The organism is Flavobacterium jejuense, assembly GCF_006491595.2.
In the GTDB taxonomy this organism is placed as follows: Bacteria; Bacteroidota; Bacteroidia; order Flavobacteriales; family Flavobacteriaceae; genus Flavobacterium; species Flavobacterium jejuense.
Genome location: NZ_VEVQ02000016.1, coordinates 1 through 21,813, shown reverse-complemented (window position 1 = coordinate 21,813; position 21,813 = coordinate 1). Strand labels below are relative to the sequence as shown.

21 protein-coding genes are annotated in these 21,813 nt (G+C 27.9%); 8 read left to right on the top strand and 13 right to left on the bottom strand.

Translation table 11 applies throughout. The features are described from left to right. The first annotated feature begins 201 nt into the window (after positions 1 to 201). From FIA58_RS18200 to FIA58_RS18165, 8 genes are read left to right on the top strand one after another with little or no spacing between them, the layout of a single operon-like run. A complete protein-coding gene (locus FIA58_RS18200) occupies positions 202 to 783 on the top strand; it encodes a C40 family peptidase (RefSeq protein ID WP_140964128.1) in 582 nt (193 codons plus the stop codon). After that, on the top strand, positions 776 to 1,702 hold the full coding sequence (locus tag FIA58_RS18195; protein WP_140964127.1) for a hypothetical protein: 927 nt from the start codon (positions 776 to 778) through the stop codon (positions 1,700 to 1,702). The genes FIA58_RS18200 and FIA58_RS18195 overlap by 8 nt, the downstream gene beginning before the upstream one ends. Then, the gene (locus tag FIA58_RS18190; protein ID WP_140964126.1) at positions 1,703 to 2,566 is read left to right on the top strand and encodes a TssN family type VI secretion system protein; all 864 of its coding nucleotides are present in this window, start codon (positions 1,703 to 1,705) and stop codon (positions 2,564 to 2,566) included. It abuts the gene before it with no gap. 8 nt (positions 2,567 to 2,574) lie between these two features. Further along, positions 2,575 to 3,756 (top strand): hypothetical protein, encoded by a 1,182-nt coding sequence (locus tag FIA58_RS18185; RefSeq protein ID WP_140964125.1) that lies wholly within the window; start codon positions 2,575 to 2,577, stop codon positions 3,754 to 3,756. 11 nt (positions 3,757 to 3,767) lie between these two features. Further along, positions 3,768 to 4,280: a type VI secretion system TssO gene (gene tssO / locus FIA58_RS18180; RefSeq protein WP_140964124.1), complete on the top strand. Its 513-nt coding sequence runs from the start codon at positions 3,768 to 3,770 to the stop codon at positions 4,278 to 4,280. A gap of 21 nt (positions 4,281 to 4,301) precedes the next feature. Continuing rightward, positions 4,302 to 6,761 carry an AAA family ATPase gene (locus tag FIA58_RS18175; protein ID WP_140964123.1) on the top strand — a complete coding sequence of 820 codons (2,460 nt, stop codon included), beginning with the start codon at positions 4,302 to 4,304 and terminating at the stop codon, positions 6,759 to 6,761. Beyond that, positions 6,742 to 7,173 (top strand): GPW/gp25 family protein, encoded by a 432-nt coding sequence (locus FIA58_RS18170; protein ID WP_140964122.1) that lies wholly within the window; start codon positions 6,742 to 6,744, stop codon positions 7,171 to 7,173. Before FIA58_RS18175 ends, FIA58_RS18170 begins: the two co-directional genes overlap by 20 nt. Before the next feature lie 11 nt (positions 7,174 to 7,184). Next, positions 7,185 to 9,038 (top strand): type VI secretion system baseplate subunit TssF, encoded by a 1,854-nt coding sequence (locus FIA58_RS18165; protein ID WP_140964121.1) that lies wholly within the window; start codon positions 7,185 to 7,187, stop codon positions 9,036 to 9,038. Between the two features lie 69 nt (positions 9,039 to 9,107). Here FIA58_RS18165 and FIA58_RS18160 read toward each other — a convergent pair whose 3' ends face one another. The 13 genes from FIA58_RS18160 to FIA58_RS18100 form a co-directional block, all read right to left on the bottom strand. Continuing rightward, on the bottom strand, positions 9,108 to 10,004 hold the full coding sequence (locus FIA58_RS18160; RefSeq protein ID WP_140964120.1) for a right-handed parallel beta-helix repeat-containing protein: 897 nt from the start codon (positions 10,002 to 10,004) through the stop codon (positions 9,108 to 9,110). 315 nt (positions 10,005 to 10,319) lie between these two features. Next, complete coding sequence (locus FIA58_RS18155; RefSeq protein ID WP_140964119.1) at positions 10,320 to 11,102, bottom strand: hypothetical protein; 783 nt, start codon at positions 11,100 to 11,102, stop codon at positions 10,320 to 10,322. 470 nt (positions 11,103 to 11,572) lie between these two features. Then, entirely contained in the window at positions 11,573 to 12,070 is a 498-nt protein-coding gene (locus FIA58_RS18150; protein WP_140964118.1) for a hypothetical protein, read from the bottom strand. Between the two features lie 392 nt (positions 12,071 to 12,462). Next, positions 12,463 to 13,200, bottom strand: coding sequence for a hypothetical protein (locus FIA58_RS18145; RefSeq protein WP_140964117.1), 738 nt, complete (start codon positions 13,198 to 13,200; stop codon positions 12,463 to 12,465). Between the two features lie 15 nt (positions 13,201 to 13,215). Next, entirely contained in the window at positions 13,216 to 13,986 is a 771-nt protein-coding gene (locus FIA58_RS18140; RefSeq protein WP_140964116.1) for a hypothetical protein, read from the bottom strand. Beyond that, entirely contained in the window at positions 13,979 to 14,668 is a 690-nt protein-coding gene (locus FIA58_RS18135) for a hypothetical protein (RefSeq protein ID WP_140964115.1), read from the bottom strand. The genes FIA58_RS18140 and FIA58_RS18135 overlap by 8 nt, the downstream gene beginning before the upstream one ends. A gap of 26 nt (positions 14,669 to 14,694) precedes the next feature. Continuing rightward, positions 14,695 to 16,932 carry a hypothetical protein gene (locus tag FIA58_RS18130; RefSeq protein ID WP_140964114.1) on the bottom strand — a complete coding sequence of 746 codons (2,238 nt, stop codon included), beginning with the start codon at positions 16,930 to 16,932 and terminating at the stop codon, positions 14,695 to 14,697. 1 nt (position 16,933) lies between these two features. Further along, a complete protein-coding gene (locus FIA58_RS18125) occupies positions 16,934 to 17,428 on the bottom strand; it encodes a DUF4280 domain-containing protein (protein WP_140964113.1) in 495 nt (164 codons plus the stop codon). Between the two features lie 78 nt (positions 17,429 to 17,506). Next, positions 17,507 to 18,562 (bottom strand): hypothetical protein, encoded by a 1,056-nt coding sequence (locus FIA58_RS18120; RefSeq protein WP_140964112.1) that lies wholly within the window; start codon positions 18,560 to 18,562, stop codon positions 17,507 to 17,509. An 18-nt stretch (positions 18,563 to 18,580) separates the two neighbouring features. Further along, positions 18,581 to 19,930, bottom strand: a complete 1,350-nt coding sequence (locus FIA58_RS18115) for a T6SS phospholipase effector Tle1-like catalytic domain-containing protein (RefSeq protein ID WP_140964111.1) — start codon at positions 19,928 to 19,930, stop codon at positions 18,581 to 18,583. 20 nt (positions 19,931 to 19,950) lie between these two features. After that, on the bottom strand, positions 19,951 to 20,907 hold the full coding sequence (locus FIA58_RS18110; RefSeq protein WP_243754703.1) for a DUF2931 family protein: 957 nt from the start codon (positions 20,905 to 20,907) through the stop codon (positions 19,951 to 19,953). A gap of 67 nt (positions 20,908 to 20,974) precedes the next feature. Beyond that, positions 20,975 to 21,148 (bottom strand): hypothetical protein, encoded by a 174-nt coding sequence (locus FIA58_RS18105; protein ID WP_165928951.1) that lies wholly within the window; start codon positions 21,146 to 21,148, stop codon positions 20,975 to 20,977. 3 nt (positions 21,149 to 21,151) lie between these two features. Then, positions 21,152 to 21,813, bottom strand: a 662-nt coding sequence (locus FIA58_RS18100) for a phage baseplate assembly protein V (protein WP_243754702.1), incomplete at its 5' end; no start/stop codon positions are given.

Sequence of the window (21,813 nt, the reverse complement as noted above, 5' to 3'; positions counted from 1 at the left end):
AAAACATAAATTTCATCAAAAATAGGAATTTTCTTTTATTAAAACGCATCCTCTTAAACTGAATTTACTTGATATAATTTCATTCTATTAGTTTAATAAAATATTATTATTCCACAAACATATTTCTATCGAAACACTTGCTTTTTTTAATAAAAACTCATACTATTGTAGTTAGTTTAAACGACAAACAAATAACAAAAAATGAAATTTATAGCTTTACTTTTTTTTTCATGCTTATTAATTAATTGTGGAACAAAAAAAAGCACAACCACTTATTACAATGAAAATGTTTATGAGGAAAAAGCCAACTATGTAGTTTACGATCCTTTACCAGAAGAAGATAAAATATATTTTTCAAAAAAATTAGAAGTTGATAAAGATGAAATTATTAACGGAAAACTATATAAATTCATAAAGGAATGGGAAGGAACCAAATACGTATATGGTGGAGAAACCAAACAAGGCATAGATTGCTCTGCTTTAATGCAACATTTATACAGAGAAGTATACAATTGCGACCTACCTCGAACAGCAGAACAAATGGGGCTGGACAAACGTTTTCACTTATTTAAACTTACAAAAAACCTAGAAGAAGGAGATTTAGTGTTTTTCAGAATAACGGATGAAAAAATAATAAGTCACGTTGGTATTTATTTAAAAAATAATAAGTTTTTTAACGCTAATTTAGCTGGTGGAGCTTCAATTTCAGATTTAAAAAGTAATTATTGGAGAAAATTCTATGTTGTTTCTGGCAGATTGAAAAATGGTAAAAAAAATGAGTAAAAAAAAGACTTTCATAGAAAATCAAAGAAATTTAACTCCATTTGATTTAAGAACCGAATTATTATTAGATTCATTATTACAAAATAACATTGATGATTTCGACATTGTCATAAAACCTAATGGTCTTTTTTACAGAAAATTCAGTAAGGATAAAATGTCAATTAACCTTGATTCAATTGATTCTGATATTTTGAACATCGAAATTAGTAGAGATAGTTTTTATGATATTCTTCCTGAAAGCATCTCTCATAATTATAGAAATTCTGATAGTTTTTCTAATCCTGTAGACGAATTTAAAACCAGAAAAAAAGAAGAAAAAGAAGCTCGTAATTTCTTCAACCCCATTGAGAATGAGTTTTTCCGGTTTAGACATGAGATAGAAAAAAATGAATCTTTTTTCTTTTCAAATTTAAATGCAAATGGAATTGTTGATATTATTAAAACAATACTGGTCTTTGAAGAAGAAATTCCAGATGAATTAGTAGTAAAAATGTTTTATGCTCTTTTACAGTTAAAAGACAATTCAAATCAAAATATAGACGAAATAGTTTCCATTTTAGAGCAAATTATTAATGAAAAAGTCACTTATGAAACTAGTTATATTAAACTTGAGAATGTTAATGACAAAGTAGATGATTCTAATGATTTGATAATGGGCATAAATACAACCTTGGAAAGTTCAGAACGAATTTTTCTAAAGAAATACAACTTCATTATAGGACCATTAAAAAAATCTAAAGAATTAAGTAAATACTTTCAAAATCAATTGATGGAATCTTTTTTAAATAACTTTTTTAATTTATTTTTACCCTTTCATGCCCAATACTCTTTTGAAGTCACTTTAAACAAAAAAGATCAGATGTTTTCGATGGACGAAAAACAATATAAATCAAGATTAGGAATATCAACCATATTATAAATGAAAAAGTATTTAAACTATATCAATTTTGGTCAGGAAATAATATATTTATTATTATTAATTGCAATTGCGTTAATAATTAACATTCTCATTGGTAGTAAAATTCCAAAATTTAGACAACAGCGAAAAAAATTCTACTTATACATTGTTATTCAAGTTGTTATTTTTATCATTTTTTCTTGTATTCTTTACAATTTAAAAGACACTAGTTTAAATCAAAGGTTAATTTCTTTCCAGATTTATTTTGCTGTTGCGGGAATAATTCATCTTAAAATTTTCCATGACTATTTTAAAAAATTTGAAGTTAAAAATTTCATTAGCGAAATTGCTATTATTTTCTCTAGTTCTCTATTTTTAGCTGCATTCATGTATGTAATTACTAAATATTTCTCTGACGGAGAATTTTCATTTTACTTATTATCTAGTTTATTTTTCTTCATTTCTCCTTCACTTTGTTACAAATTATTTGAATATTCCATTTCAATACCTGTAAAATTACATAAAAGATGGTTTTATCCTTTAAATGATAAATATCCATCTCCAAAAGTTTCAGAAATGAAAAACATAATCATACTGAATCTAGTCTTTCAAAAAAAGGCAACTGATACACAAATTATAAATTTCAAGGTAAAAGCTCCTAGAGCAATAGATTTTGGAAGATTGTTTTATTACTTTATAAACGATTACAACGAGAAGAACCCAAATAGTCAAATACATTTTGTTGATGAAAAAAACCAACCTTATGGATGGTATTTTTATTCAAAACCAAAATGGTTCAGTTCATCTGAGTACATAGATCCAGAACTAGCAATAGACACAAACAATATAAAAGATGGTTCAACCATTATTTGTCAACGTATATAATTAAAATTATGGCAGAAAACATAAAACACTTTCCAGTAAATTGGATTGATGGAATGAAAATTAATAAAAAACATTTTATTGAATTCCAAGACAATGTAGAAGATTCGATTAGAGATGCAAGGAATTTGGAAGTAAACGAATTGAATTACGGTCTTCTTTCAACCCATTTAAGCAGACCTTTTCAATATTCAATTTCTATTGATGCTCATAATGAATTAAGCGTTAATATAAAAACGTTAAAGGCTATAACTCCTGCTGGTGGAAGAATAGAAATCACTGACTTTACAGGAGAGTTCTCTGAAAAGATAGAATTAAAAGACTTTGATTTAAAAGAAAACAATTATTATCTTTTACTAAACGTTGATCCTTACACAAGAGTTCCTTCTGGTGAACAAAATATGGAAGAAGTTCCTCCTCGTTTTCCTCATGCGTTACCAAAATACAGCTTAAGTACTGTTTTAGAGAGTGAAGTAAATCATAATAATATTGGAGCACTACAATTTCCAATTGCAAAATTTAAAACCTCTTCTGAAGGTTATGAAATTATAACTAATTATATTCCTCCGAGTTTAACTCTAAATAGTCATCCAAGTCTCATCAGTTTATTTGAAACTTATGACTTGTTTTTTAAACAATTAGAATTTTATGCCATTCAAATTAACCGAAAAATAAAATTCAGAAACAATAATGAAGACGAGAATGTAATTGCAAATATGGTTTTTGATGTTTGTGATAAAGCTTTACGTTTTGTAGAACTTCATATCACAAAAAACAAATGGGCTAATTATAATTTAAAACCTATTATACTTTTAGACAATGTAATTAGTTTAAGTAGATCTGTAAAAAATAGTTTTGATTATTTTTCTGGAGATGGAAAAGAAATGCTTTTCAACTACTTTTCTGAGTGGACTGATATTACAAGTGGAGATTATGAGCGTTTATTTACCGATACTATTAATGTAAAATTCAAAGCATACGACATTGAACCAGTAGTGGAACAAGTAAAAGACTTCATAACAAAAATAGATGAACTTTTTTCAATCTTAAACCAATTAGACTACATTGGAAAAAAACGAGACGCTGGAATATTTGTTAATGAAAACATCTTGAAAAATGATCGCAAATCAAGTGGTCTATTTAGTAGTGATGATAACGATATAGATTCTTCACCAACATTTTTAGCTGACTAAAATTAATAATCATGGATATTTTAAATAAAAAAGAACGTCTTAATGCATTCCTGTTATTCTTATTAATGTTTTTTATAACAACGGGAGTTTTAATAACTGCTATATTTTTCAACTTCAAGTTACCTTTAAAAGAAAATGAAGTTTTAAAGAACGAAAACGACAAAATGAATTCTCAATTTAACTTTAATAAAGAATTCACTTTAAAAATGGAAGATATTGGAAAACTAGTAGATTCATTAGACAAAGCTCCTTTAAGCTTTCAATTTATTGAACAATCAATAGGTTACGAACTTAAAGAACTAAGTGAAAGTATTCCAAAAGACTCTACAATTAACCCTGCTTTATACCAAAATATAATTATTACAACTAAAGAGTTTGTAAATACTAAAAAAAGACTTTTGTTAACTAAAGATTCTGAAAAAGAAATTGAGAATTTGAAAAGAGAGAATGAAAGTTTAAAAGAAGATAACAAATCATTAGAAAGAAACTTACAAGCCCTTAGTGTAGGTTCAAGGTTTAATTAAGAATAAAGTAACTACAAAAAAATGTCTGCAGAAATATCAACACAAATCATTCATATAGCAAAACAATATGCAAAAGAAAATTTAAATGCGAAATATTACGCAGCACATTTATTAAAAGCAATTTTAAATCAGCAATTTGATTTTTTAAAAGAGTTAGACGCTAAAGGTGTCGATGTTTTTTATCTTGACGAATGGGCGGATATTAGAATAAGTGAATATCCAAAATCCTCTAAGCCCTCAGATTCACCAGAAGCGGATGAAAGTGCAACTATTATATTAGAAGAAGCTGAAAGTATTGAAAAAAAGAATGAAATAGGAATTTTTCCAGCTATTCTAAGTGCTGCAATTACTCCTGGTGTTGGTTTTTCGCATGATCAGTTAAAATCGTTGCCGCTTACAGCACTAACAATTATTGAAATGTATCAATCTGGAACAGGTATTAAAACTCCTGAGATACAATTTTCAACTGCTACAACAGCTAATTCAAGTTCAAATGCCGTATCAAAATATTGTATAGATCGTCTAAAATCTATCTCAAAGAATGAAGAACATGCTATTATAGGAAGAGATGAAGAATTAAAAACAATTACAGAAATATTAAATAGAAAATTAAAGCCTCATGTAATTATCACAGGAGAACCTGGTGTTGGAAAATCAGCTTTAATAGAAGGTTTTTGCAAAAAAATAGCCACTAAAAACATCTTAAATGCATTTGACAATGCTGCTGTATTTGAAATAAATATCGGTGCATTATTTGCAGGTGCATCTTACAAAGGAGAAGTAGAAGACCGACTTCAAAAAATATTTAATGAATTAAAAACATTAGAAAAACCAATATTATTTATAGATGACATTCATGAATTATTTGACTCCAATCAAGGTTCAGGAATTGCAAGCATCATAAAATCAGAATTATCAAAAGGAGTAATTACTTTTATAGGAGCTACAACCCCTGAAAAATTCAGAAAAACACTGGCTAAAGATGATGCTTTATCTAGGCGTTTTGAGACATTGGAAATTAAAGAACCAAATCAAGATTTGGCTTTCAGGATGATCTCTAGTATTATAGAATCCTATCAAAAACATCATGATTTTAATATTTCGGACGAAAGCCAGAAAGAAGCTATTCGATTAGCCAAAAGGTATTTAAAAGAAAAATCATTACCAGATTCTGCCTTGGATTTAATAGACAGAACCATGTCTTCATTAAAAGTGGCAAAAGAAACTATCAAAAAAGAACTACCAGACTTAAAAATTCAATCACAAGATATACTTACTATTGAAGAGACCGAAGTAAAAGAAGAAAAAATCATTTGGTTATTTTCAGATATTTTACAAAAAACAGGTAAATTATTAAATGAAAATGAAAAAAGTAGTACAGATTTTCATGCTTTAGAAAATCATGACAAAAAGATTACTTATCTTAACGAGTTACTTGCACGCTTAGAAAAACTTGAAGAAGAAGAAAACGAAGTCTTAGCCTCTCACTTATCAATTGTTGTTTCAGAAATTACAGGAATTCCAGCTGGTAAAGTAAAATCAGATGAAAGAGAACGTTTATTAGAAATAGAAAACACGTTAAAAAAACGTGTTATTGGTCAAGACCATGCGGTAAAAGTAGTTTCAGACGCTATTATGGAATCACGATCTGGATTAACCAAACCTGGACAACCAATAGGTTCTTTTTTCTTTTTAGGGCCAACAGGAACTGGTAAAACCGAATTAGCAAAATCATTAGCCGATTTTTTATTTGGAGATGAAAATGCAATTATTCGTTTAGACATGTCTGAATTTAAAGAAGAACATTCTGCTGCTTTGTTATACGGTGCACCTCCAGGATATGTAGGTTACGAAGAAGGTGGTTTATTGGTAAACAAAATAAGACAAAAACCATATTCTTTAGTTTTATTTGATGAAATTGAAAAAGCACACAAGTCTGTTTTTGATGTCTTTCTACAAATATTAGATGAAGGAAAACTACACGATCGCTTAGGTAAAGAAGGAGATTTTTCTAATTCTGTTGTCTTATTCACATCAAATATCGGTTCTGATTTCATTGTAAAATCTTTTGAAAAAGATGTTATTCCTAAATCTAATGATTTAATACAATTAATGACAGGTCATTTTAGACCAGAATTTTTAGGTCGTTTAACCGAAATCATTCCGTTTGCTCCTATTAATGTAAAAAGTGTATCTAGAATATTTGACATTCATCTTAAAAAGGAGTTGTTACAATTACTTGAGAAATTAGAGATCACTTTAGAAATTAGCGAAAAGGACAAAGAAAAAATTGCCTTACAAGGATTTAGTCCAGAATATGGAGCTAGACCAATTAAGGGATCAATACGAAATAAACTAAAAAGACCTTTATCTCGAATGATTATTGCAAATGAGATTATAAAAGGAGATACGGTTAAGGTTACATTAGATAAAAACGAAGAACTTAAATTTACTGTAACTAATGAAAGACCTGTATTATAAAATTCCATTTGACTATAAAAAACTAAGCACAGGAAAAGATGCTACAAAAGTAACTATAGAAGAATCTTTGGCTCAATTCATGTCGGTAATTATTTCTACTATTTTTGGAGAATATAAATATGATGATGAATTTGGAACAGTTATTTGGGATACCGATTTTAATTTATTAGCCAATCCTAATAAATTAAAAGATATGATTAGAGAATCTGTTCATGAAAAAGTAAGTAACTATGAAAAACGCTTAAAAGTTACAGAGGTAACACTAAGCGTAAATGAAAACACATTAAGTTCCGAATCGAATATTAGAGTTAAAAAGAGACTAGACATTGTTGTTTATGGTGTGATTAAAAAAACAAATCAACCTTATTACTTTAAAAGTTCATATTATTTAGCTCCGTTTTCTTTTAAATAAAAACCACCTCGATGAATCAATTATCAAAAGATCAAATTAAAGATAGAATGTTGAAGCGCGCTGCTAAAAAGTGGGGCTATAATGATGTTGAATTAGAAAATGTCTTTGATCCAATAGTGAATCTTCTTTTTGATGTGTGTGCTAAAGAATTGGAAAAAATATCAAATGAAATTTTTTCTAGTAGAAGAAGAATGACTGAGCGATTGGTAGATATTTTAACACCAACAGCTTCAGCAAAAGCTACTCCTTCAAGAGGAATTTTAAGAGCTTATCCAGTAGAAGATGAAACAACATTACACAGTCATCATCAATTTTTTATCCAAAAAAAGCAACCTAACCCTTATAATCCTATTGAGAATATTGTAAAAAACTTTCACTTTGGGCCAACCATTCCTGTAAAACTAAATCGAAATAGGTTAAGCTATGTAGTACTTCCAAATGGTGTTCAAGAAATTGTTAAAAATCAATTTAGAGAAATTGTTTCTGAAAAAGACTACTTAAAAAAAACACCTCATGGAACTATCTGGCTAGGTTTAAAACATGAAGGGAATGGAACTATAAAAGATTTAATGTTTTATTTCTATTTAAGAAACATACATGAAAGGACTAAATTTTATCATTTTTTACCTAGAGCAAAATGGTTTTTAAATGATTTGCCATTAACAACAAAACAAGGCTACAACAATGATGAAAGTGACAAAAAAGGGTATGATTTAAAGCAACACGATATTTATCATATTCAAAAAATTGAAGAACACACTAATGATTTTTATGAGAGAAATTTCATAACTGTTAAAGATATTATACAAATTAACAATTCAGATTTTGTTTTTCCAGCAGAATTTAAAAGTTTCTTTCCTGAAAAAGAATTAGAAAAATTAAAAGAGGAAAAAGACATACTTTGGATTAAAATTCAATTTCCTAATGTAATAGGTCCTGATATATTATCAACTATTTTTTGCTCGAACAATTGTTTTCCAGTTATAAACAAAAAACTGAATGAAACACAGGGCAACATTAAAGAGTTACTAGATATTTATCCCTTAAAACTAAATAATGATTACTTTTTAGAATTGTTTTCTGTTTTAAATGACAGAGATAAAGAGTTTGACGTTATTACCAATAATATTGAACCTGAAGATGAAAATTATGCTTACTTACGATTTGGTGGTGTAGCTCGTTTTGACGAAAGAAATGCATCTGAAGAAATTAATTATCTAATTGATTTAATTAGAGATGAAGCCGCAGCTTTTTCAAGACTAGGTCAAGATTTTACCGATAATAATTTAAAAGAAATTAATCAAATTATAGCTCGTTTTAAAACCAAGATGTCACAAATAGGAATGCAAAACCTTAACAATCCTTATTTAGTTTTAAACACAGAAAAATCAAAAGAAAAAGGAATTTTATTTATTAAATATTGGACTACAAACGGTGAAGAAGCTAATAAAATAAGTACTTTTAGTAAATTCAATGTTTTTAAAGGAGCCGATTTTGACAAAGACAGTATTATGATTTTATCTAGTACACAAGGTGGACGAGATGAGTTAACTAATTCTGAAAAAATATATGCATATAGAGAAAACCTCATCTCTAATCAAAGAGTTGTTACTAGGCAAGATATTATTATTTTATGCAAGAATCATTTTGGAGAAGCCGTAAAACAAATTGAAGTTAAAAATGGTATTCAAACTGGTTTTGATAATAATATAGGCTACACACCTACAATTGATATTCATTTAACCCAAAAAGACAAAGATTACTATACTGAAGAAGAGTGGAACTTTTTAAGTGAAGATCTAAAATTATTAATTGAAAAAAGAGCTTTAAATATAGTTCCTTTTCGTATTGTCTATACCAAATAAGGAGCTTTTTCTATATAAGAAAGCCATCTGTTTTTTTAACAGATGACTTTCTTCTTTGTTTACCAACTTTTAATATATTCTAGCAAATAATCCTTTAGTATTTCCAGATCCACCACTACCTGTTATTGTAATATGCCCTGTATTCCCATTTCCATCGTATCCCCAAGCTTTATTATTTTTAGAATTGTTATTTGTTACTGTATGTGGTACAGACTGTCCAGCGCTTCCCAATTTAAAGCCATTTCCGTCACCATTTGAACCATAACCATTATTACTAGCTATACAGTTCTTAATAGTTACAGTATAAGGTTGACCATAAAGATCCCAGCCATCATCTGAATTATGATGAGCAGTACAACCTTCAAATACATTATTTCTTCCTGCGGATAATTTACAAGCAAATCCATCAGCATTTTCTCCACCATTTTGAGAGTCATAATTATCATTTGAATAGCACTGATAAATATAATTATCATGACCTCCATTATAGATTTGTAACCCAGAGTCACCATTATAAGAAGTTGTTACTTTATACGCAAAGTTATGACCACCATTTTGAAATACAATCCCACAATCCGGAGCATTTTTAATTGTCATATTTGTAATATTCCAGTAACTTCCGTTTACTTTTACACCCCAACTCCCTGAAGGTTGACCCGAACAATTTAAAGTTCCACCTGTAATGTTAATTTTTGAACTTGAAGTTCCACTTCTAGCAAATTCGAGTGTTCTAGTCAAATTGATTGTACCACTTATTGTAATTACATCTCCAGGATTAGCAGAAGATACCGCAGATCGTAATGCCGATTCAGAGTTAACTGAAATTGATCTAGCTGTACTTGAAAAACTTTCTTTTTTAATTTCTTCTAAAGTTGAATCTGATTCGGTTGTTTGAAGTTCATCTTTTTCACACCCAACAAATGCAAAAATAAAACACAGCAAGACTAATTTAATCTGTTTTTTCATAATAAAATATTTTTTGTTTGTTTGTAACCAATAACCACTATGATTATTTATTTTAAAAATCAGAACTAATTATTCTTTTCATTATAAAAAAATAATTTTCTAATTTAATTTATTAAAAAACTTAAATTCATTAATAGTATTTTAAATCCTCATTTTCAATACATTAATCTAAATTAAAAATAAAAAACATATAAAACAAGAAAATTCGTAATCGATTACGAATTTTTTATAAATAATTAAAAAAACTTATGCATTTTTTTTTTAAAATCCAAATACACAAATTTATTAGAGAATGATAATAAGTAAATATTACTATTAATTCTTTAAAGTAATAGTAATATTTTCAGTGTAGCGGATTTCTTCTTTAATTAGAAACTGGAAGTAAGCAGATTTCTTTTTTACTTTCTTTTCCACATTATCAAAATGTGATTCAGTATGTAATTTTACAGTTTGCTCGTCCCATTTTACCTCTTTTCTAATTTTTGATTTTAAAGTTTCAATAATATTATTAGATAATCTTTGGTAAGAATCAAAAGAAATAATAATTTCCTTTGCACCTGGGTTTAATATAGTAGTTCTTCCAACACATGGAATTAAACCAATTGCTTTAATATTCCAATTTAAAATAGTGCCAATATCTGGTAAATTAACATTATCTAGAGGAGGATTAAAGAAAAACAAGTTCCAATAAGGTTCTTTAAATTTATTAGCTGTAAATGTTGTTTTATCTTTAATTTGATTGTAATAGTAATCTTTAATTTCTTTGGCTTCTTCAAAATCATCAAACTTATCTAATAATTTATCAGCTTTGTTATTCCATTCTATCAACCAACTCTCATGATCTTCAATTTCAATAAAATGTCCTTTATAGTCCGTTTTAATTTTAATTGGATAATTAAGTGTTTCTAATTCTTCTATTACCTTTAAAAAAGCATTCTCTTGAACTGGCAAAGAATTAATTTTTTCCTTATTAATAATATAAATACGTTCATCTTCCGTCTTATTATATAATGAAAAATCAATATTAAACCTTGTTTTAATTTCCTTTTGAAAACCATTCATTAGAATGTTCGTTTCTTCTATAATTTCAAAAACCATAAGTTTGTTTTAATTCATTGTTTTTTTTCTGGAAATAGCAAAACCTTGACTTCTCAAATATAGGAAATTAAATATTTTCATCAAATTAAAATCTTTTAAAAAAATGATAAGCAAACATAAAATAAGAAAACTAAAAAAATTAAAAAGAACTATAACAATTATAAAATAAAATTCAGAAGAATCATAAAATCCAAATTTATTGTAGTAGTATAATTTTAACTTATTTCCTGTTTATTGCTTTTCATTGAATTTGTATTTTTTTACTACTGTTTCTTCCAATAAAGGCAACATTACAACAGATATTGATTGTGGACCACTTTCAAAATGGCATAATTTATAAGAATGGTAGATCCTACTTACCCAACCATATTCATTATTACAACTGAATAATCATTCACTCTTATCTCAAACATCCAAGCTGAGGCACTAAAATCTAAAGTATGAATAAGATTGATCCTTCATAATTTTTATTACTTATATGTCCTGATTAATCTGTCTACAATCACTTCATCCTGATTAGGATCAGTAACTTTTGCTTTATTTGAAACTATATACATTAAAGAAGCGATAGTCCTTTTACCATCTGTATATTCAAATGATTGTGAAAGAATAATTGAATAATTATTCTTTAAACGCCATAAGTATGCTGAATATCCTAACAACTGATTGTTTTCGTCTACTTGAGGAACTGGCAATAAAACTTCAGGCATTCCATTTCTCTTTTTTATTTCCTCAAAAAGAGAACTACTAGTTTCATTATTTTCAGCAGTCACAATGATACCAACAATTTTTTCATTTGTAGGTTTTTCTAATAATACTCCTACACGACTTAATACAATATCATTTTCATCAGATTTTGTAAAATTCACATTCCCATATTTATATACTTCCACATTATTCGTATATAGGAATGGTAATGTTGTGTTTATTTCTCTTGCTTCCAAAATAGTATTCTCATTTTGGAACAAATCTTTTATATTTTCATTAAATGTTAATTTATATAAATCTTATTTTGAGTGTTACACGAATTTATTGTTATACAAAATAATAATGTTAAAAATATTTTATACATTTTAATTTTTAATTAATAGGATTTCTACACTTATGTCAAATAATTCTTCTAAACTTTTAATAACATCTAATGCTAAAAGTATATATAAAATTCATAAACACTTTTCAAACTAACAATTTAGACAAATAAAAACTTCATTAGTATTCTTTACCATTTTACCCATATATGTATTTGTTAAATCTTTTGAACTTTCAAAAATTTGATTATTTAATTGTTTTTTTATACCACCACAAGACACATAGTGACTTACTAAATGAACACCAAATAAAACAAAAAATATAATTATACTTATTTTCTTTTAAACAATAAAAAATAACAAACCATAGCTAATCCGATAAAAGAAATCAAAGAGATAGCAAAAGCCCATAATGGCATATCTGATTTCCCCATTAAATAATTATAAATAGGTAAAATAAAAGCTATAGTGAATAAGACTGAGCATATTTTAATACCAATAAAAAAGCCATTTATAAATTGTTGCTTATAACCATCCATAGAATAACCGAAAGCATACTTTATTATTCCAATTGATAAAAACCCGAAAACAACTGCGAATCCGAAACCTGCAATCAACAAAAGAAAAGTTGTAAAGCTGTGTTCTAGAACTAAATTTTCATCTACATTATATGAAATTGTAATGGTTTTACCAATTTTCGGAATATCTCCACTATGTGTACTTGATTCTAATTGTTTTTTTTTATTGTTTTCATCTAAAAACTCAATGATTGGTATGTATAGAATTGATGTTTTTATTCTACCATCATCATTTTTGTCTTTATATTCCTTTTCATAGGATTTATAATTTATTATTTTCCCTTCATAACTTGTACCTACAATATAAACATTAAAAGATTGTAGTGTTACATATGATGTGCTCAAAAAAATTGAAACCACACTAAAGATTAGCAGGAAATTGTATCCATAACCAAAGCAGCCAGTATCATTTATTCTTTTTACTATTTTTATCGTTAGAAATATAGTAACTAAAACAACTCCAATAGCAAAATAACCAAAAGGCGTTATCATAATAAATATTTGTAATTATCTAACAACAATAGGCTCTGATTTTTCAAAACCTATTAATAAAGGAAAAGAAAATTCATTGTTATTTTTGTTCTTAAAGAGCAATATTGGGTCGTTATTTCCTCTTGTTAAATTACAGATTTTTTTATTATCATATATTTTCAACATAGGTTCAGTTGGAAAATCCATTAACTCAAAATCACCTTCTTTTAAACGGAATAACATTTTTGAAAGTCCTTCAAAATTATCTGATTCTTTTGAATAAGTAGCTTCATCAATTTGATCAAATCTAAATTTTAAAAGGTTATAAATCTTTTGAATGTCTTTTTCCTTAAACAATTGATACATTGCTTTATAAAATAAAATTATTTCTCCTTTTTTTTCTTTAATTTCATCAAAATCATTCCACTTTTTTAATATAAATGGTACTTCCGCAATAAAGAAATCTCTTTTTTCGACAACAGGAATTTTCAAGTCATATAAGTTTTCTACACTAAAATTAAAGGATTCAACAATATCTCCATAATTAGTTGTAGAAGAATCATAAGAAAAGATTTTTATTTCAATAAAGGAATCTTCTCTAAAGTCTATTTCTCCTTTTAAAGGTAAAACTCTTACTTTTACCTCTTGCTCACCGCTCTCAAATATCCAATGATTAATAGGTATTTGAGAAGAAACAGAGCCTCCTTCCAAGTGACTATAAGCGGGTAAATCATTTATATAGATTTCATAATTACATATAGCAGACTTAAAACTAACTAAATATAACGGGCTTTTGAAATTATTCATTATAATATTTTTTAAATATAGGATCCTGTTTTGGATTATGGTAACCAAAGATTAGTTTTTCATTAAAAGCCTTATTTGATATTATCACTAAATCATTACTAAATGATGTTTCATTAATAAACAATGTGTATTTATATATGTAACCATTTGTGTTCCAGACGAAATGTAATGGATAAATCAAATATTCGTCTTCAAATTCGTCTTTCTTTGTCTTTATATCGTTCTTTACAAAGTTTTTTAAAACTAATTTTACTTTATCATCTTCTGCATTATAAAAGACACTATCATTAATAATTTGATCAGGATTACCTAATTTTTCTTTTAATTTCTTTAACACATTAAATGTTTCTACATTTTCTAATACTATATTTACGAATACTATTTTGTCGCTATTTTCTACTATTTTACCACCAGTGTTTTTTTCAATGCTAAAATTATAGAAATTAAACAACTTTTCATTTTGCTCTCCTTTTAAAGAATAGATTGTAGATATACTTCCATCATTTTTAAGTTCAGCCTCGACTTTCTCTCCTTTTTTTACTAATTCCCAATATCCATTTTGAGTTTGAACATTCGAAATATTTAATTTATTCAAAGTTTTATTAACTTCAGTTTTGTTATATATTTCAGATAAATCAAATCTACCTCCTTGTTGGCAACTCATCATAACAAGTAAAATCATTAAAAATAAATTTTTCATAAAATCAACTAATAAGGGCCTAATAAATAAGCTTTTTTGAATTCAACAGGACACTTTTTAACAATAACATATTCACCATTATCTTCAAATGTTTCTTTAAAAACTCCAAATTTAATTGAAGCTATAACTACATACTTTGCTACAATACCACCAAATTCTAATTCTGGATAACCTACAACACCGTCTTTCGCTATTTCTGCTTTAACACCAGCACTTAAATATGTATTAGCATTTGCTTTTGCAGATCCATCAAATCCTGCAATTCCATATTCCGCTTTTGCCCAAGCTTTAAGTTCTAATGTAACTTGCACCTTCCCATCAACACCTAATTTACCTTTTGTCTTTTTTGGAACTAAAGTATTCCCACTAATTTCTCCACTCACATTAATACTTCCATTAAATACAACGTCAAATTTAATTCCTATATTGCCTTCTAAATGTTTTGAAATAAAATTGATTACTCTACCTGCTCCTGGACAAACTGCATTTGCTCCAAATTCTGTAACAATTTGCCATAAATCTATCTTAAAATCTGCCTCAATCAAAGGTTTAGTCTCTATTCCAAATTTTAAATTTGTTCCTATCTGATTTATTTCTTCATCTATCTTTTCTAAAAACCATTGAATAGAAACAGCTATAACTGGAGCTTTTACTTCAAAACTAACTTTTCCTCCATTTACTGGGGAATTTGTTATTGAATCAGCAATTTTTTTTAATCTAACAAAAGCATTTAAAGTTTTCGCAATTTTTTCACCAAATTCAGTTCCAACTTCTAATTTTCTTGACTTTTTATCCCATTCTGCCTCTAAAGACAATTCAAAAGACTGATCCATTTCGCCAAACTCTCGTGCAAATTCCGCGTCCATTACAGACCCTATAGCTTTTTTTCTACCTGTTTTTATATTAAAAGGGTGCATCTCATTACCATAAGTATAAGCAAATGGTTGTTTATGATTCCATTTAAATTCTAATGTCCATTTTATATCTGGATAAACTGTAACAAATAACGCTGCATGATTTTGGTTTGAGTAGTAAGCACACGAATTAAAAAAAACAGGATACACATTTGGATTATTAATTTTCGGCCAAATATAATCAAATGGTGCTGGATGAAACTTTTCCAATTTGGATTGCATAGGAAAAATAACTGAATCCCCTTCTACACTCTTTAAAGTACTATTATTGAGTTTTACTTTGATTGATTTTGTATGATTAACACTACATCCTTTGTTTGTGTAATTAGCTAAATCAATCTTAAAATCTTCTTTACTTGAGGCTCCAATTGTTTCATAAATTATTGTATTTGCAGAATACCCACTAATTTTAATTAAATAATCACTTGGTTTTTTAGAACCTTTACTTTTACCAGTATCAAAAATTATTTTATCTTTTTTGTTTTCTATAATTGTTACAGAATCAAATCTACAAGGATCATATTTCAGAAAGTCGGTACTTGTTTCTCCTACTTTTAAAGGAGTATTATTGGTAGATGGTTTAATTTCTTTAGTAATCTGATCCTTTTTCATTCTTAAAAAACGAGCATGAATAGTATCTTTACCATCAGATATATATTGTCCGCTACTATTTTTTACCATTATATAAAATTCTTCAACATCTTTTTTTGCATGAATAAACCAATTTGATGTATTTCCCATTTTTAGATTGACTTCTCCATCAATTACTTCTACACTAGTTATAGTTGAAACTAATTTATCTTCATTTCTACCTGTCAAATAACTTCCTTCTATAAACTTATAAATTTCCACAGTAAGATTTTTCTCACCATTTAATCCTTCTGTCTCTAAATTTAAATAGATTAACTGTCCGTATTTAAATTGTTGTTTACGTACGTCTTCCCCGTCATTTGATGTACACCATTTACTAGAAAGTATTTTTGGTGTGCATTTTCCTATAACCCATAATCCAGTATTGTTCTTTCTATCTATATTTCCAGATAAACTAGCTTCTAAATAATAAGCGTAGGGTCCACATAATGCATTAGGGATATTTAATATAAATTCTTCTTTTGGTCCTTTTTTAATGCTTCTTATTTCTTGTCGATTATCATCTTGTAGAATCCAAGTAACATTTTTCTTTTTCTCTTCTTCTGTGGTAGCCTCAAACCATTTATCAACAACAAAACCAATATCATTTTTAGGCAATACTGCTATAGTAATATTAGGTATTGATTTTGCTTTATCAATCTCTCCTTTTCTAGACCATCTTATTTTTGCAACTCCTTTCATATTAACCAATTGTTAAATTAGGGTTTTGTGGACTTTTCACTTCCATACTCTTAATATTAACCATAGGGTTTAATTGACTATGGATGTCTTCGTTAGCATTATTAGAATTTTGAGAAGAAGCTTCTGACTTTTGACCGTGTTTTGTAATAGAAATGCAATCTGGACCACCTATTGGGCAAGTAGCTTTACTATCCTCTAGCAAAATTTTTCCTTGGTTAGATAGTACTACATTCTCATAGAAACCGCTCCATTTTGTAATCACAGCTTTGCAGGGTAAATAATCGCTAGTTGTAGGTTGTAGCTTGCATTTACCAAAAGTGTTTTTTTCTAAAGTTTGACCAATTTCTTTATCGGTTGCAATAAGTTTCTTAGATGCGCCTTTATCGTTTGCATAGTCTTTCGTTTGTGAAAGTACCTTCAAATTATCAGTTTTAGGTTCTACACTAAACTTACACTTGCATTCAGCTCCTTGCACCACTATATGCTTTTCGCTCATGTTTACTTGTTTGTTTTTGTTACATTAAATATACAAAATTACTTTTTTAAACCTCCATAATTTTGCACTAACAAATTGTTATAAAAGGGAAACAACTACTTGAATCTCTTTCATAACCTCTAATTCTATTGAACATTCTAAAAATAAGGATTCAATCAAATTTGTTTTACCATTTAAAAAATACAAGGAACGATAATTTCCTTTTGCAATATCTCTATTAGGATACAGAACTCCATAATAGGGAATGTTCATTTCATTTTCTAAATCAGCTTTTGATCTTTCTTCTTTTAGTTCGCCTTTTTGTTCAATTCTAATTAAATTATATTCATCTAAATATTCTTCAATTTTTTGTTCTATATCATACGAGACCGATTTACAGTTTGATAAAATAGGAAATGTTGTACTCGTTTGAAATTTAAATTTATGCGAGTAATACACATAAATTGTATTGAAATAACTATTTAAAAACCAATCCTTTTGTAAACTACCTAATAAATCATCTTCATTTCCAAGTGTTTTTTCATTTAGTAACAAATACCTTTCAACCCATTCTCCCTCATATTCATCTAATATTTTTTCTTTTATTTGTTCCCAACGTTTATTAATCTCTTTGTAATTATTAACTCCTATCCATTTTCCTTCTTCTGTAATATTCACTTCTAAAGGATATAAAACATCACTTGTTTTTATTGCTAATTCGTCAGCAATTGTATTTACTTCTTCATCATTAATAAACGTTTTGGATATTTTATCTACTTCAAAAACCAAATTATCCTTTTCGTTTTTTCCTTTATAAATCACACTTACTTCAAACTTTAATGTATTTTCCTCATTACCTGATTTTATAGTATACATTACTCCATAATTTATTTTGTTCTGAGTAGGTTTTAATGATAATTTAAAAGCGTCATCAAAAGGCACTTTTGGAATAAGTGACAACTCTTTTTCGTTGTACGTTGGATAGATATATAACTCTTTTAATCCTTTTGGAAATGTTACTCCTATATATTCATCAGAATCACAAAAAACATTATGAAAATTTTTAACTTCGTGTGTTGTTTTATCTAATTTTTCAGATACACTTTGTAATGTATCTCCTTTTTGTATTTTGTACTTTTTATATTTTGGTTTCAATTCTATTATAAATTAATATTAATAATAGACTCTTTTTCTATCATTATTCGGATCCATTCCAATACCTTCTCTTCGAGCTGACCAATGTAAATATCCGTTTCTTAAATTTAACAAATCTATTCTTTCTTGATCTGAAAGTGAATTATCTAACAGATATTGCTTACCGCTTCCAAACACATAGCTCCTTAACTTCTCTTTAACTCTTTCAAGCAATTCACTTTCTGATATATCATAGAAACTTTCAAGTTTATTATTGTTGATGTTTACCTCTTTGCTCTTACTACTTTCACCCATGAAATGTAATGGAATGTAACTGTAGGTTTTCTTTAAATCTCTGGTACCTTTAAGTGCCCAATATAAGTTACCTCCTGTTATTTCAAGTTGTTCTCTTTTATACCAACCTTCTTCAATTAAACGCTCAATTAAAGGATTTAGATTATTTCTAGAAGTCCATGAGGTCTCAATTTCCTGTATAACTTCTTTTCCATCATAATAACTACCTCCAATATCTGAATGTACTCCAGGAAAAGATTTTTGGACTCCAATATTTGTTCTAGTTAATGAGAAATTTTCTCTATGCTCATTTTCTGCAACATAATGAACTACGCTACTTGCTTTACCAATATCATTTAATGATAACTCTTCAACATCATCAAAATCAGGGAAAGCTGAAAAATATTTTGAATAAGAAGAAACAGTATCGAAAATTCCTAAAAACCTTACTCTAATAACATCAACTTCAACATCATTTTCTTCTAATAAAAGTCCTAAATGACCTCTTTTGGGAAATTCATCTCTTTGAGTAATAGTACCATCACTATCCGTTTTTTGTGTCGCTGTAGCACCATGAGAACTTGCGACATTAATTATTGCTTTGTATTTTGCTTTACTTATCTCATGAACAAAATTTCTTGCTGCTGCTGCACCTCTACTAAAACCATAAACATCAAAAGTTAAGGTATTTATTTTTTTTGCACTTACTTTATCTTTTTCCTTTATTATTAAATCCACAATAGATTCACAGCCTTTTCTTACTTTACCTCTTATTCCTGTACTTCCAGTTCCAAAAGCAAATCCCATTGTAGAATCTTTTTCTCTATCCTCTGTTCCAATACCTTCAATATAAGTTTTAAGAGAGCTTTCATAACATTTCCAAAGTCTAGCAACATTTGACCAATCATTATAATAACTACTATCTTCTTTTTTTTCAACACCATTCTTTTTAAAATATTCAGAATTATTTAACTTTTCTTGCGTGTTGTTTTTATTATTTAATGTCCCATCAAAGAAAACTCCAATTAGAACATCTATTGTCTCTTTTTGTGGTTCTGGTGGAGAATAATCTCCAAAACTAATATTTGTTGCCATAGCTTACTAATTTTAAAGTTTTACTCAATAGTTACTTTGAATTTTTTAATTTCAATTTCTTGTGAAATGCTTTTTAATTTAATTGAAATCTTTGATTTATCGATTACTTGAACTATAAAATTAATCTCTTCCATAGTATTAAATTTTTTGTAGGCATTAAATAATTCATCTTCATCAAATTTTTCTACCCAACAACTGACCTCTTTATTTTGATCTTTATCAATCCACCCAAATGCAAAATACTTTAAAACTCCTCGTTCTTCATAGTTTATGTTCAGTTTTTCCTTTTTATTTGAGGATTCAATTTCAATTTCACCATTATAAGTATGAATTACAAAATTAATAAGCATTTTATTCTCTGATAATTCAACTAAAGGTTTCCATAAATACTTTATTCTATAACCTTCATACACATCTATTTTTGGATACTCATTTTTCTTAATTCTTTCGAAAGTGTTATGTTCTTCATTTAATTCTGACAAAACAACATCGTTATATTTTTTTGAAAAAATAGGTTTGTTTTCTTCTGAAATAGTTTCAACATTAACAAATACTTCTTTTGCCTTAAAATGTGCAATTTCAATTTGACCTCTTACACTTGAGAGCCAAACAACTACTAGTCCGTTTGGAGCTAATCCTACTACAAATTTATTATACGTAACTTTTTTATTTGTTATTTTATTAATAATTCCTTCATTAAAAAGTTTGATTAATTCTTCTTTTGGTAAAGCCCATTTCCCTTCGAAATTTTTTTGATCAACAAATGAATGCCAAGCAATTTCTAAACTATCTGGAATGTTTTTTAAATCTGGCCCAATAACAACTGTGCCTCCTTCTTCTCCCCAACCATAATCAATATCTCCAAAACTGCTTAAAGATTGCGAGTAATCTTTAGCTATTATTTCTCCTCTGTAAACTTGGACAGGATATTCCTTTGGTGCGGATAATGTTGCTGACCAATCAAATTTTTGTTCCATTTTTATATTTTGACATGATGTAATTATCACGTTTGTAATTAATATTGTGAATAATAAACATTTGAATTTATTGCTTATTACCATCTGATACAATTTTCTTATTAGATATTAAGTTTAGATTACCAGTAGTAGATTCCACATTGAATCTGTTAGTGATTTTTTTTAACTTTCCTCCAACGTTAACATTATAATCAGCTTTAACTGTTATAGCTAAATTTTTTGCTCTTTTGTGAATTGCCATAATTTAAAATAATTTAGATTTTTCTGCACTATTGAATTCTACTGTTTTTCCACTCTGTAGGGTCATGTTTTCTTTTTCACTAAAAACAGAAACTTCCGAAGCTATTTCATTAGAAATATCTGCCTGACGTATGAAATCTTTATCTACAATCTCGGTGCGATTATCCGAAGATTCTCTTATATCTCCTGATGCGTTTTGTATAATATCTGTTCCTGCAACAGAAGTTATATTTCCATTTGCTGAATTATCTATGTCTTCTCCTGCACTAACAGAAATGTTTTTACCAGCTGAAATACTAATATTATCTCCAGCAGCTATACTGAAATTTTTAGGTGCATTCACACTAATATTTCCCTTTCCATCCATCATCCATGTATTACCACTTGGGTCTTCTATAAAAACACTTCCCTGATCATCATTCATTATTATTTTTGTTCCACTACGTGTTTGTATTATTTTTATATCATTACCCGAAGTTGCATAACCTGAACTTTCATTTCCATTATACATCGCTCCTAATACGAATGGCTTTTCAGCGTTACCTGCCTCAAAGCCAACTAACACTTCCTCTCCTATTTCTGGAATAAAATACATCCCTTTCCCTCCTCCTGAATGGGGATTGGTCATGCGTATCCATGGCGTGTTGCCTTCTTGCCATGCAAATT

Coding starts and splice junctions, on each gene's coding strand:
- FIA58_RS18115 (WP_140964111.1), bottom strand. CDS start 19,930: ATGGCAACAAATATTAGTTTTGGAGATTATTCTCCACCAGAACCACAA.
- FIA58_RS18195 (WP_140964127.1), top strand. CDS start 776: ATGAGTAAAAAAAAGACTTTCATAGAAAATCAAAGAAATTTAACTCCA.
- FIA58_RS18145 (WP_140964117.1), bottom strand. CDS start 13,200: ATGATAACGCCTTTTGGTTATTTTGCTATTGGAGTTGTTTTAGTTACT.
- FIA58_RS18170 (WP_140964122.1), top strand. CDS start 6,742: ATGAAAGACCTGTATTATAAAATTCCATTTGACTATAAAAAACTAAGC.
- FIA58_RS18105 (WP_165928951.1), bottom strand. CDS start 21,148: ATGGCAATTCACAAAAGAGCAAAAAATTTAGCTATAACAGTTAAAGCT.
- FIA58_RS18165 (WP_140964121.1), top strand. CDS start 7,185: ATGAATCAATTATCAAAAGATCAAATTAAAGATAGAATGTTGAAGCGC.
- FIA58_RS18185 (WP_140964125.1), top strand. CDS start 2,575: ATGGCAGAAAACATAAAACACTTTCCAGTAAATTGGATTGATGGAATG.
- FIA58_RS18135 (WP_140964115.1), bottom strand. CDS start 14,668: ATGATTTTACTTGTTATGATGAGTTGCCAACAAGGAGGTAGATTTGAT.
- FIA58_RS18175 (WP_140964123.1), top strand. CDS start 4,302: ATGTCTGCAGAAATATCAACACAAATCATTCATATAGCAAAACAATAT.
- FIA58_RS18200 (WP_140964128.1), top strand. CDS start 202: ATGAAATTTATAGCTTTACTTTTTTTTTCATGCTTATTAATTAATTGT.
- FIA58_RS18155 (WP_140964119.1), bottom strand. CDS start 11,102: ATGGTTTTTGAAATTATAGAAGAAACGAACATTCTAATGAATGGTTTT.
- FIA58_RS18125 (WP_140964113.1), bottom strand. CDS start 17,428: ATGAGCGAAAAGCATATAGTGGTGCAAGGAGCTGAATGCAAGTGTAAG.
- FIA58_RS18140 (WP_140964116.1), bottom strand. CDS start 13,986: ATGAATAATTTCAAAAGCCCGTTATATTTAGTTAGTTTTAAGTCTGCT.
- FIA58_RS18110 (WP_243754703.1), bottom strand. CDS start 20,907: ATGGAACAAAAATTTGATTGGTCAGCAACATTATCCGCACCAAAGGAA.
- tssO (WP_140964124.1), top strand. CDS start 3,768: ATGGATATTTTAAATAAAAAAGAACGTCTTAATGCATTCCTGTTATTC.
- FIA58_RS18160 (WP_140964120.1), bottom strand. CDS start 10,004: ATGAAAAAACAGATTAAATTAGTCTTGCTGTGTTTTATTTTTGCATTT.
- FIA58_RS18130 (WP_140964114.1), bottom strand. CDS start 16,932: ATGAAAGGAGTTGCAAAAATAAGATGGTCTAGAAAAGGAGAGATTGAT.
- FIA58_RS18190 (WP_140964126.1), top strand. CDS start 1,703: ATGAAAAAGTATTTAAACTATATCAATTTTGGTCAGGAAATAATATAT.